This window comes from Colwellia psychrerythraea 34H (assembly GCF_000012325.1).
Lineage (GTDB): Bacteria > Pseudomonadota > Gammaproteobacteria > Enterobacterales > Alteromonadaceae > Colwellia > Colwellia psychrerythraea_A.
Genome location: NC_003910.7, coordinates 2,980,500 through 2,996,114 on the forward strand (window position 1 = coordinate 2,980,500; position 15,615 = coordinate 2,996,114).

Consider the following 15,615-nt stretch of genomic DNA (forward strand, 5'->3'; position numbering starts at 1 on the left):
CGGTAAGAGACTGTGCAATGGAGAATTATCCGTTAGTTTACCTGAACAGGTAAACTAAGTGTAGTAACGGATATGTTATCTGTTTTTTGTTAGATTAATTTCAACGCACAAGTAATTAGGTTAAATAGTTTTAAGCATCATTATTTGCTGTATGCGTTAACGAACTCTAGAAATGCTCTATCTGCTAACGACAAATAGCCATTTTTCCGCCAAGCCATAGCAATATTTAGATGTACAGGCTCTTCGAATGGAATAGCAACGACGCCGTTTTCATGCTCAGTAACTAGTTCAAGCAAGGCTGATATCGAAAAATCATGTCGCACTATGTTTAACATCATTGGCAACAAATTTGTTTCGAAGGATATCTTCGGCTTGAAATGATATTTTTCACAAATTTCGTCAATAAATTCCCGATGGAAATATCCCGCTTTAAACATCACCAAATCTTCTTTAAAGAAGTCTTCAAATTTTATGTAGGGTTGTGAAGCCAGAGGGTGCCGTTCACTCACTACTGCGACCATTTGCGAGGTAACCAAATGCTCGGTTTCAAGTCGCTGAGGCACATCTTCGTTATGTATAACACCTAAGTCTAATTCACCATCTAACAGCATTTGGCGAATGGATTGTGTTCCTGCTTCAATGATGGTGAGCTTAAGATTGGGGTACTTTCGTTTGAATGCCATTAATATTTCAGGGAAAAAGTATGACCCTAACATGCTAGGAACGCCGAGTTTTACTTCGCCTTTTTCAAAACCCTTTAATTCAGCCATCGCGATATTAGCATCACTTATTTGCTGAAGAATTAGACGAGCATGCACAAGTAATACTTCACCTTCATGAGTCAGTGTTACTTTGCGTTCATTGCGATGAAATAACGGCAGGTCTAGTTGCTGTTCTAATTTTTTGATAGCAACACTCAATGCCGGCTGCGCAATATGTAACTGTTCAGCAGCGCGAGTAAAGTTTTTTGTTTCTACAAGTTTGACAAAGTACGTCAGTAACCGTGTATTCATAGCTATAACCTTTAGTTATCGTAGTCATAGTTATTATATACTTTAATTATTAAATTAATATTGCTACTGTTTTATTAATTCATCTAATAGTGCATGTTATTAAACAGTACTTTCCGAGCTCGTCACCATGATTGAAATAAAAACCTCCGCCTACCGCCGTGCAAGTTTTGCGTTAGCGTTAGGATCTTTCCTCGTATTTTGTAATTTATACATGTTCCAGCCTATGTTGCCCCTGATGGCTGAAAAATTTAACGCCAGTGCCATTGAAATAAACTGGCTACTAGCGTCATGTACCTTCACCTTAGCGCTGACGTTGGTGCCATGGGCTATCGGCTCAGAAATATTTGGTCGTCGTAACGTGATGATGCTAAGCCTTTTCTTATTGCCCTTTGCTGGCTTGGCAATGTTGCTAACAGATTCATTGTTGATGTTAACCCTAGTTCGCGGGGTAATGGGCATCTCTATTGCTGGCTTTGCAGCGGTTGCTGTGGCCTACATGGCTGAAGAGTTTACCCCGAAAGCACTAATGCTTGCCGTTGGCAGTTATATTAGTGCCAACTCTTTAGGCGGGATCACGGGTCGGTTGTACGGCGGTTTTATCACTGAATATTGGGGATGGGAAATTGCGGTGATTGGTATGGCTGTTGCCAGCTTATTGGGTGCAGTTTTAGTGAACAGACTGTTGCCTGAGCAACTATATTTTACGCAAAAGAAAGGACAATTCCGTAGCCATAACAGACAAGTGGTCTGTCACTTAAAACAAAAAAAATTATGGTTGGCTATGCTGATAGGTGGATTGAATTTTGCAATATTCGTTAACCTCTACACAGTCATGGGATTTCGTCTTGTCGCAGCACCCTATTCATTGTCAATCAGCTTAACGTCGATGATATTTTTGTGTTATCTCAGCGGTACTATTACAGCAAAGATCAGTGGTCGTTGGAGCCAAGTATACAGTCCGATCAAAGGCATGCTTTTAGGGACAACCGTCAGTGCGTTAGGTATGTGGGTTGCCGCATATGATTCACTATACACTATGCTGATCGGTCTATTACTTATTAGCTCTGGCTCTTTTTTCACCCACTCACTTGCGTATGCATGGGTGAGTCAAAAAGCAGAAACCGCTAAAGCAACAGCAACTGCGTTATATCTTGTGCACTATTACGTTGGCGGTAGTCTGGGTGGCTTTTACTTAATTGCCTGTTGGCAATATGGCACATGGAATGGCGTTCTCGCTGGTGGCATGGTGATTTATGGTTTGATTTATCTGCTTTGTTGGCTTTTACAGCGCTGTACAGTGTCTCAACGTAAAGAAGATGAAATATTAGCGTTAAAAGAAACAAATCCTGTCGTTTAACTCATGGTTTAACTAGTTGCTTAACTAATTTCATCATAAAAAAAGAGAATAACATTAAACTGTTATTCTCTTTTTTAGTTCACTTCATGACACAGCAATTAATTAACGAATTTCTAAATCAGGTAACCAACGTTGTACCCGTTCTATTTCATCTCGTAAGTCTTCAGAATAAAAAGGCGTCTCTAAATCTTCAGGCGGTGCTGAAAGTAAGTTAAGGTCTATCGCTTGTGCTTCACCCAAAATAACGCCTTCTTTTATCGTCATCGAATAATAAACACCATTCCAGAAGTTAGCCCCAAACTCATTGTTTTTCTTGAACATAAAGAGTAAGTCGTGCTCTAACCAACGTAAATCGTCCCGTGTTACAGTACGAGGCTGCGCATAGGGATATCGGATATGACACCAGAGTTCAGGTCCTTCTAAACATTTCATCTCTTTCATCGATAAAAAATAATCTTTAAAACGAGTATGATCAATATGTAATTGATACTTAATTTTATCTGATGAAGGTAAAAACTCGATATTGCCAATAGCTATACGCTGACCATCTTTAGCGATTAAATTTATTGTTTTGGTGCCACTTAAGGTCGAGGCACTATAACTGACGGGTGAAACGAACGTAGCCAGTATCAATACACTCGTGACAAAAGTTCTAATTATTGTGAACATCTAAATACTCCTAGTTGGCATTATATTGCTTAACTAAGCTTACCTATTAGAGAAATTAAGTCCATGACACTTAAGTAGGGTTTTTGCTCACTGTAAGAGATTTCCTATCCCGCTTCATCTCCCTAACTAAGTTAGAAAAACAGCTTTAATGCGCCAAAAATTCCCATACCAAAAATTACGATGGCCAGCGTATTTTTTATTTTCAGGCTAAAGATTACCGTGGTAACTCCGGCGATTAAAAAAGGGCTGGTAATAAAATCACCATTAGATTCTTGATGTCCAAGAAAAACAATCGGGACCCACATCGCTGTTAATACAGAAGGCGCGGTATAACTAAGTAAGCGTTTTACTTTTGGTCCAAGTTCAAACGGTACTGAGGTTGAGAAAAAGAAGTATCGACAGGTAAAAGTAATACATGTCATGCCGAGTAAGGCTAACCAAAAATCATTCATTAATAACACTCTTTTCTTTTGTTAAATAGCCACAAAACATACCTATAAAGGTGGCTGCGATGAGCGCATATTCCTTCATAAATATTGAAAGTACAATCGCACTTACACCACTACTGATAACGGATATCAAGGTCGATCTATTCTTGATTGTCGGAATAACTATCGCAATGAAGGTTGCCGCTATCGCAAATTCCAACCCTAAATGTTCAAGGTTTGGGATATGTTGGCCAGCAACAATGCCTGTAAAAGTTGCAACGTTCCAAAATACATAAAAAGTAATACCAGAGCTGAGTGCGTAAACAGCACTAAATTTTTTATGCTTCGCCATATAAGCACAGGTTACCGCAAACATTTCATCGGTAAGAAAAAAGGCAATACTGCAACGAAGACCTAATGAGCTTTTTCTGACATGCTCTCGAAAAACAGCGGAATAAAGCAAATGTCTGGAACTTATAACAAAGGTTGAGGAAAACATCGAAGATAAAGAACCAACTGCGCCCATCATAGTTAATGCGGCAAGTTGAGCTGCGCCCGCAAAAATTAACAATGACATAAGTTGCGCTTGTAACGGGGTTAAACCGACAGTGATTGCTAATGAGCCACACAGAATTCCCCAAGGCACCACAGCGAGTGAAAGCGGGAATATATCAACGATGGCTTGATACATAATTTTAAAATCACTAGGGGTAGATCCCTCAGCAATAGCTGTTCTACTTGGCATTAACGCTCTCCTTCAATATTTTGAAAGAGTTTACAGGGGAATCGTTTTTAGTTCTTGTACAAAACTGCTTGTTTTTGAAACTTACTAGGGGAAGTACCTAAGGCTTTTTTAAAGTGTCTATTGAAATGGCTTTGATCATGAAAGCCACAATCACTCGCCACCATAACGGGTTTAACCCCCGCTTTTAGTAACGTTTTTGCTTTCTTTAATCTGGCCTGTATCTGGTAGCTATGCGGGGCAAGATCGAACATTTTTTTGAATTGTCTAATAAAGTGGTATTGACTTAAACCCGCAATTATCGCCAATTGTTTCAACGATATATCTTCAGCGGGATAACTATCTAAATACTCTTTTACCCGTAGCAGTTTTGCTTTGCTGCCTGAAATATCTTTTGGCACATGGCGAAGTGATGAATGCCTTAAGGTTAACCTTAACATCAAGCTATACATGATAGTTTCTGTTAGTAGCTGCGAAGCATTGTTATCTACTTGATTAAATAACAGTCTTAATTGATCTGTTAATAGCGGATCGTTAATCACAGAAGAACCAAAATATGGCGCAAATTTTCCCTTGTCATAGAGGTCGTTACTGATATTTTCAAAATGTTCAGGCAAAGGATACATGGCACGATATTGCCAGCCACCCGATGAAGCAGATTCACCCGTGTGTACATCGTCGGCATTAACCAAAATAATAGAGTTTGTATCAGCGGTATGAATTTCACCACTACGGTAAAAGCGTTGTGCGCCCTTTTCAATCACACCAATCGTGTAACCTTCGTGCACATGTTTAGAGAACGCTTGACCTTTATAATCGGCGCGAACCATTTCAACGCCACCATAGGCATTGGCAAGGGTAAAGTCGGCTTTTTCCTGTGTTTTATTATCCATAGCTAGCAATTAAATTTCATTCTAAAAAAATAGTACAATATTGCTGTTGTTGATCACAGCTATTTGCACCTTTTATCAAGTTTAATGAACCCTCTAATTTCCTTGAAGCTGAGAGTCGAAGCTGAATTTAAAACTTGAACGACGAAGCTGACTTACGAAACTGATTTACGAAGCTAACTCACGGACTAATGAATTGTCCTTTTTTGAATATCCCATATACTTCCTTTCCAATTAGAAATAGTGCCAGACGCTTCACAGGTGTCGCAATGCCATTCAATTATATTTATTGAGCTACATGATGCTTCAATACTTCCCTCACATGACAGTTCAGTCCCTCGGGTATTACAATTTAAATCAACGTCAATGAGTGGCTGTTCGATATTCTCAGAAACCGATAACACTATCTTAGTCAGAAAGTTGAATACCGTTTTTGCCTGTTCCGTAAGCGCTAGTACCTCGCCCTTTTCGTCAAGAAACTGTTTAAAATCTACTTTTAATGCCATCTATTTTTTGTGATCTTCCCCCGATAAAGTGGACACCATCCACTTTAATTCACCGCCAATTCAAACTCAGCAGGTGTTTTATATCCTAAACTTGAATGCAATCGTTGTCTATTGTAAAAATAGTTCATGTAACCTTTTAATTTTGAATGTAATTTATCAGTAGTCGCGAAGACATTCCCTCTGATTAAATCAGCTTTTAATGAATGAAAAAATGATTCAACTTCAGCATTATCAGTACAACAACCTGGACGGTTCATACTCGCCGTAATGTTATGTTTAACTAAGAACTGCTGCACTACATGTGCTCGATATTCAGCGCCTCTGTCAGTATGAAATAACAAGGGTTGTGTCGGTTTACGCTTCTTTATTGCTAGCTGCAGCGCTTTCAGTGTCAGCGCTGTTGATTTGTTCTGACCAAAAGCCCAACCAATGATACGACGTGAAAATAAATCTAATACAACGGCTAAGTAATACCAGCGCGATCCTACTTTCAGGTACGTAATATCTCCCGACCATTGCTGATTGATAGCATCAGGCTTACTTATGTTTTTACGATTGTTTTTGATCGCTTTATAAAAGAACTTCACCTTAGCTGGCCTGCTATAAGTCTTGAGCGCTCTAGCGCGTAAGCCATTTTCTCGCATCAACCGTGCAACACGCTTCTCACTCGTTGTAATACCTTCACGCTTTAATGCATGAAATACGCGTGGGCTGCCGTAGGTTTGATGATTGTTATTAAAGACTTGTTTGATATTTAAAAGTAAATCCGCATCATTAATAGCACGCATTGAACGTGGACGTCGTCGCCATGCATAAAAGCCACTACGAGAGACATCAAGCCATGAGCAAAGGTATTTAACACCTAAGGCTTCTTTGTGTTTTTCGATGAATCCAAATCGCTCTGATGGACTTCCGCCAGATACCGTTGCCACTTTTTTAGTAAATCATTTTCCATTTTTAAACGGTCGTTTTCTTTTTGCAGCTGTTTAATTTTATTTAGTTCTTTCTTTGTGGGGATTTTACTCATGAGTTCACTATTGCTCTGATAGTGTTGGTTTTTTTTAAACTTCCCTTCTCGGTATTCTTTACGCCAACGGCTTAGCATTAACGGGTGAATATCCAACGCTTGAGCAACATCCTTAGATAACATGTCGTTTCGTAAGCTTAGCTCGACAGCTTTAATTTTGAAATTAACAGGGTAAAACCACGTCTTTTTAGGTTGGGTATATCTAGGCATTTTAGCCTCCTCAATGTTATGAGGAGGTGTCCACTAAAACGGGGGAACTTCATTGTCCTTGTTAAAACGCTTGTTATAGAGCAGACTCACTCGACATTGCTATTTTTCATTATAATACCCTACCAGCTAAATACACGGATTTAAAAGGTCTTAAAAATACCATGGATATCAATGGAAAATGTATCTTATCAACAGCAGATGAGCACGGCCCGATTTATGTGTACCAAACAAAGACCAGCCGAATTCTCAGCTTTGATGGGAAAATATATCAAAGTTGCATGAAACTCAATAACATTAATGGATTACATCTCGGCTACACCCAAGCAATGATGGCGGGTTTATTATTTATCCCCACAGTAAAAACAGCCACCGTCATAGGATTAGGTGCAGGCTCTATGGCAAAGAACCTGCTCAGTAGTTTCTCAAAACTGAACGTACACGCGATTGAGTACCGTGAAGCAGTCGCTAAAACCGCAAAAGAATATTTTTACTTGCCCGACACTGACCGCCTCTTTATTCATATAGACAATGCTGTGAACTACATGAAAAATACCGTTATTAAAAGCGACATTATATTTTCAGATCTATACAACTCACAAGGCATGGAACCGAAACAAATACAATTATCCTATTTGCGTGATTGTAAAAATGCACTCAACAAACACGGTGTCCTCGTGCTCAATATCTGCCATACGACACTTAACTTACGAGAAGAGTTAGATGAATTACTCGCGTTCGAATTTGAAAATCAACTACTCTGTTTCGAAGTAGACAGTGGAAACACGATCGTACTCGCATTCAAAAACGACATCCCTTCGATAAATAGAGAAGAACTACTTACTAGAGGTCAATGCTTGCAAGAGCAAATGAACATTCCGATAGAACGTTATGCCGAATTACTGTGGGATACACAAAGTTCATGAGGATGTTCATAGTTAAGGCCTCATTAAGAGGCTAAAATTCTGGGCTAAAATGGAGAGGAGTGAAACAGGCAGTTGTTTTTAGTCCTGCTTTAAGACTTGTTAGCCATTTTTAGGTAATGCATCATATGCGTCTTTGACTACTTCATATCCATATACACGTTCTAATTTTCTAACAATAAAATGACCTCTAGCCATGTCTTGAAAGTGATCAATAAATAAAGTATTTATGATTGCGCCGCCAGCTGCACCAATAGCAGGAACGGCTTGTGCAGCTGCTTTTTGAGTAACTTGAACACCAAACTTTTCAGCGATTTTAGCAATTAATTTAATTAAAATAGGAGCTGCTTCATCGGTAATACCTTTTTTTAGAATAAATTCTGCTGCTTCAGCAACTGACTTTGCTAGTGCTGCTCTTATCGCAAAATACCCTGACTCACTCCCATCATCTAGATCACTTGGCCCTCCCAATGCAAACACCTCTAAACAAGCCATTTGAGTTTCAGGTGTTGTAATCGATTCACCTTCGCTACGAGCAATATCAGCTATAGAACGCAACATTATTGATGTTGAAATCGGTAGTTCAACAGCTATTGCCGCCAAGCCAAAGAAACCACCGACACCACCACTAACTGCAACTCCCAACTTATGCCAAATATTAGACGATCCTTCTCCAGGAATATCTTTCATCGTAAATATCGCAGCATCAGATGCCTTAATTAGAGATTTCTCTGTCACTTTAGCTATATTTTTACTCCAATCATCAGGAAGTAAATCTAAACCTTTTTCAATAGGAGTACCTATAAGGTTAGTTATTTTTGCAGCAAGTCCTGGGTTCTCTAATAAAGATTTTGCAACTAAAAGCTCTTTTTCATGTAACTCAGAAATTTTCAAGTAACCCCCTTAATGGTTACGCCCATTTAAGGGGCAAAATAGAGTTGGCTATAATAGGTGAACGGAGTGAACAACAAAGCCAACTGTAAATTTACCCTCTTGAGCGCCCTGTTGTGTGCTATTTATCAACTTATACCCAACGTCGCACCTTTGATGCATAAGCAGCATACTCTATAGGAAATTTTTTAGATAAATGTATCTCTTCTTCTAAGGTCTGACTGTTTAGCGTGTATAAACCAATAGTTAAACATACCAATGAAAAAATAGAAGGCATAGCGAAGAAAAAACCTAGTTGCGCAACTGCTATACAAACAAACATTGGGTTACGTGAAAATTGATAAGCCCCACTTGTAATAACTCTGGCTGGTCCAGAAGGATCAATACCAGAACGCCATTCTTTTCCTAAACTATAATGAATTAATGCAGTTGAGAGGAAGCCAACCGTTAATAATATTAACCCTAGTGTTATAACTGATGGTAACTCCAGGATATTGATCATACCCAAATAATTATCAATATTAGGGTAAAACAGTCTAAATAAACATACCATCCATATAGAGATACGGAAAAAACGAAAGGCAATATGGTTCCACCAAGTCTTGCAAAACGGTTTTCCTGAAAACACCAATGATTTACCATTCTGTCGTTTCTTGTTAATCAATCTAAAAGTATAAAATGTTGCGACGATTGAATAGAAAACAGCTAAGTATATCTTAGTAAACTCGATAATTTCTGACGCATTAAAACCTAAAACCATAATTCTCTTCTTCGTAATACCTGAGTACCAATATATTCAGTAATACATTCTGCGTATGACGTATTTGTACATAACACCGTAATAAGCGCAGTAATAAGCGCAGTAATAAGTGGCGCGAAATGGTTGGCTATATATTGTGAAGGGAAACAAAGCCAATTGTTTTTTTTCCGTTTCAAGCGCTGGTTATACGTACTATTTATTTATGTGTTTTTTAAGCGATTCGTCAAGTGCCTTTTGTTGATTTTCTTGTTCTCTTTTACATCTGTTTTTTTCATACTCATATGGGTGATTACAATTTTTGTCCGCACCTAATCCGATTAGTAAGCTATTTTCTCTTTCCTTACATTTCATCTCTTGAGACGGCTCCATATTTATACATAAAGATTCTTTATTACTGACATCAGAATCCCCATAATCTTCTGCGCTATAAGTGCTACACCCATTTATCAAAATAAGAATAGCTGCTGAGAATATTAACTTAAATTTTAAATTCATGTTCGAACCCTTTTTTGTACGTGTAACTCCCTAATGATGGGCAAATTATAGTTACATCCAATTGAATGATTAACTCGTTACTATCCATAGTTTAATTAACCACCTACCCTGAGAAAAACAAAACAGCTTATTATAGAGATTTCTCAGTAATGTCTATCTCATAAAAATAATTCAATAGGCATTAATATCACACAATTTCAAAGCTTTATAAACTGAAAAAGATTAATTTATCTCTTAACTTGGATATTACTGAGATGTATCAGTAAAACGGCAATTAAAGTACACCGGAGAAAATAAAGGAACACTAGCAAAGTTCTCTAAAGCAAATTGAAAATTATCAACTTTTACTGTAGCTTGAATAACCTAACATGGCTTAAAACTATAAAGCATAGCCATGTAACACATGAGCAGTCATCTAATTTGCTATGTAATCACGTAACCTTAACGACATTAATCAATGAGACTTAAAAATGATCAAGCTTTATGAATTAGCAGGCAAAAACAATCTAGTATTTAGCCCTTATTGTTGGCGTGTACGCCTAGCATTATTGCACAAGCAAGTAGAGTTCTCCGGCGTTGATACTGCGTTTACAGAGATACAAAACATCTCTAATGGTGAATTTAAAGCTGTGCCGGTGTTACATGATGGAAACTTCGCGCTTAATGAATCTTTTGACATTGTTGAATATTTAGAAGAAAAATATCCATTAAAACCCTCATTATTTAATTCCAATGAAGGTAAAGCCTTAGCTAAGTTTATTGAAACTTGGGCAAACACCTTACATGGCGATATAGCGAAAATGGCCATTGCAGATATTCATGATTGTTTGCAGGAAAAAGATAAAGGTTACTTTAAAACATCACGTGAGAAGTTTTTCGGTAACAACTTGGAATCAATACAGTCGGAAAATCATGAAACGGCTAAAGTAAATCTACTAAGCAAGCTCAGTATTTTAGATACTTACTTAACTAAGTCAGAGTTTATCAGTGGCTCTACTCCCTTATATGCTGATTTTATAGTTTTCGGAACGTTAAAATGGCTTATTGAAACTAGCCAAGTATTCCAAGTGTCACATTTCAGTGAGCATGTTGAAAAATGGTTTCTAAAAATCAATCAAATGTATTGCGGTGAGACATAACATATTCATTGTTTACATGCCGCAAGAAACTGCCTCTAAATAACCGTTGATTATAAACTCCATGATAATGGTGAACAAAATGTTAATGGTTTAAGTGATAGGATTTATGTCATTCGACATGAACTCAATTTGCTAGATTAGAAAAATGGCACTAATTAACGGGCAAATGATTGTTGGCTAATATTTGAAACGAAGCGGAATCAGCCAACTGTTATTTGTCCTTATTAATTAGCTTATACCTCAATTGAGCTCATAATTAACAAAGTTATTCCATTCTTCTATAGCATCATCTGCTGCTTGAGCATGTTTTTTAGCCGCTCTATTTTGTTCATCTATGAAATCTTGAATACAACTTTTAAACATATCTACATCATTATTAAAGTTATCTAATTCCCATTGAGAATTAAACTGATAAGGTTTAATAGGCTTGGAGCATGAATGGCTTGGAGTAAACATATCCGATAGGACAGGCATTGAAATAGTTAAAGCTAGAATACTTGCTATGAATACTTTCTGTTTGAACTTCACGCTCAATCTCCATTTTGGGTTATAACGCCTAAATAACAGGCTAAGTAATGGTTGTCTAAAATTGTATAGCGAAACGTAGCCAACTGTTGTTTGTCCGTTTGAATGCCTTATTTAGCCCTTACTAAAAGCCATATTTTTCTTTTCTTCTATTAAATGCGTCCTCGCCACCCTCAAGAATTTTGGCAGCAAGATTTTGAATATTTGGCTGATCTATTGAGCCTTGATTCTGAATAGGCAAAGTTGCATTTTCATTCGTTGACTCCAAAACTCCAATCCACTCAGCGTCACCAAAAACAGGTATGTTTGCGTTATGAGTAGCAAAAATAAACTGTCTAGTTAGTTTGGCATCTCGCACCTGAGTAACAATTCGCTCTGCTATAAATGCGTTGTCGAGATTATCTTCAGGTTGATCTAAAAGTAGAGGATCTTGGTTATCAAGTAAGAGCATGTGCAATAATGCTGTACACTGTTGACCTGTTGATAATGAATCAAGTTTTTTATATAAAGGCTCATCATTACTCGAAACATTCAACTCAATGCTAACCAAATCATCGATCTTAAACTCTTCAATTTCCATTATTTGTTTATTGCTGATTTTTGATAATCTATCAGCGGTAGTGGAAGTCATCCCCCAATCTTTCTCTAATAAAGCAGCCTGTCCTTTCTTGATAGTCTCTGCTAATAGAGGGGCCGAGAACTCCTCTACTCCTTTCATCCAAGAAAGTCTTCCCTCAGCGACATCAGATAAACGATAGCTTACGATGAGTTTTATTAATCCAAGTCTGTTTTTTTCTGCTGAGTAATTTACCTTTATATTGCCCTTTAATTTTCTATTCAGCCTTTTTACGCCCTTTTCAAAGGCGGTAGCTCGGTTGGTTTTTTTCTCGGACAACTCAGCCAGCAGTGCCTTTCTTGTAGCTATTTCTTTGTCCAGTTTACCTTGTTCATTTACAAGTTCCGCACGTTTGGGTTTTAATCTCTCGATATTTTTAATTAGATCCCGATATTGTTCACCAATTTGTTTTCCAGTTAAACCTTCAACAGGAGCCAATTTTTTAAACTCTTTAGTGATAGAGTCTTCTTGTTTCTCTATGCTTTCTTGAAGTTCTTTATCAAGTAGTTCTATCTTCTGCTGAGAACTGTCTGAATCAAGTTCCATTTTTTCAATAGATAGATTGATGTTATCTTTTAATTCAACTAAGGCTAATTTAGCATTTTCAAATATTGTTTTATCGGGAAATTCCTTAATCGACTCTTCGGTAATAAAGTCAGCGCATGGGATAGATTCAGAAAACTCTTTTAGTGCTTCCTTTAACGTTTCCATCTTTCCTGAAACAGTTTTGAAGGTACTTCTTTCCGACTCAACGATTGGTAATAGTTTCAATTGCTGGTCTATTCCAAGCTCTTTATACCTATTTTCATCTTCCTCGTGAGCCTTCAAGTCTTCCACATCAGATTCCATGCTAGAGACACTAGATGTTAAATCAGATATATTATTTCTTGTTGTAACTAACGACTCTTTAACTGTTGAAATACCTGACTCTTGCTCAATTTTATCTGTATTTAGAAATCGCTCTACTACTTTTAGTTGTTCACTTGATTCTTTGGCGATTTCATGAATTTCATTTTGACCAAAGATTTCAATATCAGGTAATAAGTCTCTAGGAGAAAAAGTAGAAACAGATCCGCTTTCATCTTTTACTATCGGGGATTCACCATAGCGTCTTGATATTTTATATAATTTTCCATGTTTTACTGCTGATTTGACAGTCAATTCAGCGAACCCTGAACCAAGATTCTGCTTTATAACTTTAAGGTGCTGTGCTTTTGTTTCTTTACTAATAGGTTCAATATTTAACACATAACGAATTGACTCTATTAAAGTCGATTTACCTGTTCCTCTACCGCCTATTAAAGCATTTAAATGCTCGGAATAGTTGATATGAATTCCATCGAGAAACCCACCAACAAACCTAACAGCCTCTATTCTAGAGTAATATTTCTCTTTAATATCAGAGTTGAGGCGAACACGAGATTCAGAATCTGAAAACGCTAGTTTAAATGAGGAAAAACAAGGTTTTGTCATTTTCACCAAGCAAGTCGCATTTTCTTTTCTTAATGTTTCAGGATCTTCGATATCTTTAGCATTTATAATCGCAATATTTTTTTCACGCATATAATCAGGATTTTTATTTAGAAGGATCTGGTGATTTGCTTGATCACCTTGCTCTTTAAGGGCTTCTAATGAAGTAGGTATTTGTGCAGCATGTAAATTCGGGTTTTTCCAAATGTTGTTTAATTTTTGTTTTAAAACCCCGCTGTCATCTGTGCAATGTGCAGCGTACACAAAGCCACCTTTATCTATAACGGTTGACAGAATAAAGTCTGCACTTTTAGTTGATGGATTTGTGCCGTTAGAAGTATCTATGTCAAACTCATATAAATAATTATTTAAAGTTTGAAGACTTGTATCTTCTGGGTATAAACAAACTAAATGTATTTTCTCGCTAGATGCAATTTCAAACCCTGGAAAGACGATGACTCCTTGAGCATTAAAGGTTTCTTTGATTTTCACAACAGAATCAACATTACCATGATCGGCTATTCCTACAACTTTTATTGATTCCTCAAGGCAGACTTCTAATAGTCTCTGATTGTAGTCATCTTCTGAAATATCCTGATTTTTCCCTCGGTACTGTATATAACTTGCAGGGTTTACTTGTAATGCGCACTTCCAGAATTTTGCCCTAGTATGCTCAACAGCAATATTCATATATTCATCCTTAAATTTAACACCGAAGCTAGCAGGGCTTAATAACGCCGCGATAAGCGGAATATTACTGTTGGCTACAATGTTTGAGGCACGAAAAACAGCCAACTGTAAATTTTCCGTTTGATTGCCTTGTTAGCTGTACTTTACACCGAGCTATTTTTTTGGTGCTTGTTGTACATACCCATAGCTTTGTTGAGGTATTGGAGCAAACAATTTAGCAATGGTGTCTTCATATTTTAAGCAAATATCGACGCCATAATCAGTTAAACGATAAGTAAAATATTCATTGCCATTAAAGTCGCTTCCATTCTCTTTCTGAATTAAGCCAATTCTTTGCAGTTTAACTACAGCAAGATTTAGGGTTGGTGTCGGAATATGCTGTTGAATTTTATTAGGTAAGTCCCAGCTTATACAGCCTTCGACATCGTTATTGTAACTTTCTAGCAATGAACCCAAGATTATAAGATCATTTTCTGATACGTCACTTAATACATTATTAACATCAAGCTTTTGAACTTTAGGTGTACTAATCTCTTTGAACACACCTTTATTATTCATTTCCCTTTTTATTTGCGTTGAAGCATAGGTTAATGATGATGTTAAGTTATCATCGGAACGATTGGGATCATAATCTGTTGGCGTTATACCGAGTAAATCACTTGGGAAATGTAGCTCTACATCACGAGGCTTTATAATAAAGCATCTTTCTTTACCGATAGAACCAATAAACAAACCAAGCTCAAAGAGTACATTATCTCGTACAACATACTGTTCCCTTGACCGCATAATAGCCAAGTCATCAGGAGAAAATATAAAAGCTGAAAAATCTACTGATTTAGACTTTAAAATAAGATCATCTAACGTATTACTTGATAAGTTAAATGTACCACTACGCCATATAGTAACTTCAGCATCAAACTCTAAATTTTCAGCTATTGCGTCAGCTATAGGTAAACTCTCTACTGAGGAGCCTATGAATATTCTCGGTTTACTCATTTGTGACCAAATCTCCATGTACAGCTAACAGTTTATTATGAGGAAACTACCTTCTTTCTAGAAGATGGGATAAATCGTCCATAATTTATATTAGCAAGAGGTTACTTGATTGTTATAGATAGATCAACGAGTTAAAAATCATGGGCTAAGTGGTTGATGTATGAAAAAAGGTGATTTCCCTGCTTTTTTGTAGAAAGAAGAAACTGTATCAATAAACGGTTTAATTTAAACTAGAAATAAGACTGTTTTGATATTAAAAATTATTTTTTTA

At 37.1% G+C, this 15,615-nt stretch carries 16 protein-coding genes; 3 read left to right on the forward strand and 13 right to left on the reverse strand.

The window, feature by feature from the left end; all coding sequences use genetic code 11:
* Positions 1-140: 140 nt before the first annotated feature.
* Positions 141-1,013 (reverse strand): LysR family transcriptional regulator, encoded by an 873-nt coding sequence (locus CPS_RS12730; protein ID WP_011043649.1) that lies wholly within the window; start codon positions 1,011-1,013, stop codon positions 141-143.
* 127 nt (positions 1,014-1,140) lie between these two features.
* Here CPS_RS12730 and CPS_RS12735 point away from each other — a divergent pair, with 127 nt between their 5' ends.
* Positions 1,141-2,370 (forward strand): MFS transporter, encoded by a 1,230-nt coding sequence (locus tag CPS_RS12735; RefSeq protein ID WP_011043650.1) that lies wholly within the window; start codon positions 1,141-1,143, stop codon positions 2,368-2,370.
* Positions 2,371-2,472: 102 nt separating this feature from the next.
* Here the strand turns inward: CPS_RS12735 and CPS_RS12740 are convergent, their stop codons facing one another.
* The 6 genes from CPS_RS12740 to CPS_RS23425 form a co-directional block, all read right to left on the reverse strand.
* A complete protein-coding gene (locus CPS_RS12740; RefSeq protein ID WP_011043651.1) occupies positions 2,473-3,039 on the reverse strand; it encodes a hypothetical protein in 567 nt (188 codons plus the stop codon).
* 131 nt (positions 3,040-3,170) lie between these two features.
* Positions 3,171-3,491, reverse strand: coding sequence for an AzlD domain-containing protein (locus CPS_RS12745; protein ID WP_011043652.1), 321 nt, complete (start codon positions 3,489-3,491; stop codon positions 3,171-3,173).
* The gene (locus tag CPS_RS12750) at positions 3,484-4,212 is read right to left on the reverse strand and encodes an AzlC family ABC transporter permease (RefSeq protein ID WP_011043653.1); all 729 of its coding nucleotides are present in this window, start codon (positions 4,210-4,212) and stop codon (positions 3,484-3,486) included. Before CPS_RS12750 ends, CPS_RS12745 begins: the two co-directional genes overlap by 8 nt.
* A gap of 47 nt (positions 4,213-4,259) precedes the next feature.
* Positions 4,260-5,102, reverse strand: coding sequence for an AraC family transcriptional regulator (locus CPS_RS12755; RefSeq protein WP_011043654.1), 843 nt, complete (start codon positions 5,100-5,102; stop codon positions 4,260-4,262).
* A gap of 185 nt (positions 5,103-5,287) precedes the next feature.
* A complete protein-coding gene (locus CPS_RS12760; RefSeq protein ID WP_011043655.1) occupies positions 5,288-5,605 on the reverse strand; it encodes a hypothetical protein in 318 nt (105 codons plus the stop codon).
* A 44-nt stretch (positions 5,606-5,649) separates the two neighbouring features.
* A protein-coding gene (locus CPS_RS23425) for an IS3-like element ISCps9 family transposase (RefSeq protein WP_076611770.1) occupies positions 5,650-6,842 on the reverse strand; the annotation gives its coding sequence in 2 pieces (ribosomal slippage) (positions 5,650-6,534 and positions 6,537-6,842; 1,191 coding nt in all).
* A gap of 161 nt (positions 6,843-7,003) precedes the next feature.
* On the opposite strand from CPS_RS23425, the gene CPS_RS12775 reads away from it, so the two are divergent.
* A complete protein-coding gene (locus CPS_RS12775) occupies positions 7,004-7,765 on the forward strand; it encodes a spermidine synthase (RefSeq protein WP_011043656.1) in 762 nt (253 codons plus the stop codon).
* Between the two features lie 99 nt (positions 7,766-7,864).
* Here the strand turns inward: CPS_RS12775 and CPS_RS12780 are convergent, their stop codons facing one another.
* The 3 genes from CPS_RS12780 to CPS_RS12790 all read right to left on the reverse strand — a co-directional run bounded on the left by CPS_RS12780 (position 7,865) and on the right by CPS_RS12790 (position 9,908).
* Complete coding sequence (locus CPS_RS12780) at positions 7,865-8,656, reverse strand: EcsC family protein (protein ID WP_011043657.1); 792 nt, start codon at positions 8,654-8,656, stop codon at positions 7,865-7,867.
* A gap of 130 nt (positions 8,657-8,786) precedes the next feature.
* Positions 8,787-9,413 carry a methyltransferase family protein gene (locus CPS_RS12785; protein WP_011043658.1) on the reverse strand — a complete coding sequence of 209 codons (627 nt, stop codon included), beginning with the start codon at positions 9,411-9,413 and terminating at the stop codon, positions 8,787-8,789.
* Between the two features lie 192 nt (positions 9,414-9,605).
* On the reverse strand, positions 9,606-9,908 hold the full coding sequence (locus CPS_RS12790) for a hypothetical protein (protein WP_041736995.1): 303 nt from the start codon (positions 9,906-9,908) through the stop codon (positions 9,606-9,608).
* 470 nt (positions 9,909-10,378) lie between these two features.
* On the opposite strand from CPS_RS12790, the gene CPS_RS12795 reads away from it, so the two are divergent.
* Positions 10,379-11,047 (forward strand): glutathione S-transferase family protein, encoded by a 669-nt coding sequence (locus CPS_RS12795; RefSeq protein ID WP_011043660.1) that lies wholly within the window; start codon positions 10,379-10,381, stop codon positions 11,045-11,047.
* 240 nt (positions 11,048-11,287) lie between these two features.
* On the opposite strand, the gene CPS_RS12800 is transcribed toward CPS_RS12795, so the two are convergent.
* The 3 genes from CPS_RS12800 to CPS_RS12810 all read right to left on the reverse strand — a co-directional run bounded on the left by CPS_RS12800 (position 11,288) and on the right by CPS_RS12810 (position 15,344).
* Positions 11,288-11,575: a hypothetical protein gene (locus tag CPS_RS12800; protein ID WP_011043661.1), complete on the reverse strand. Its 288-nt coding sequence runs from the start codon at positions 11,573-11,575 to the stop codon at positions 11,288-11,290.
* Positions 11,576-11,696: 121 nt separating this feature from the next.
* Positions 11,697-14,348, reverse strand: coding sequence for a TrlF family AAA-like ATPase (locus CPS_RS12805; protein ID WP_011043662.1), 2,652 nt, complete (start codon positions 14,346-14,348; stop codon positions 11,697-11,699).
* A gap of 153 nt (positions 14,349-14,501) precedes the next feature.
* The gene (locus CPS_RS12810) at positions 14,502-15,344 is read right to left on the reverse strand and encodes a TIR domain-containing protein (RefSeq protein ID WP_011043663.1); all 843 of its coding nucleotides are present in this window, start codon (positions 15,342-15,344) and stop codon (positions 14,502-14,504) included.
* Positions 15,345-15,615 lie beyond the last annotated feature (271 nt).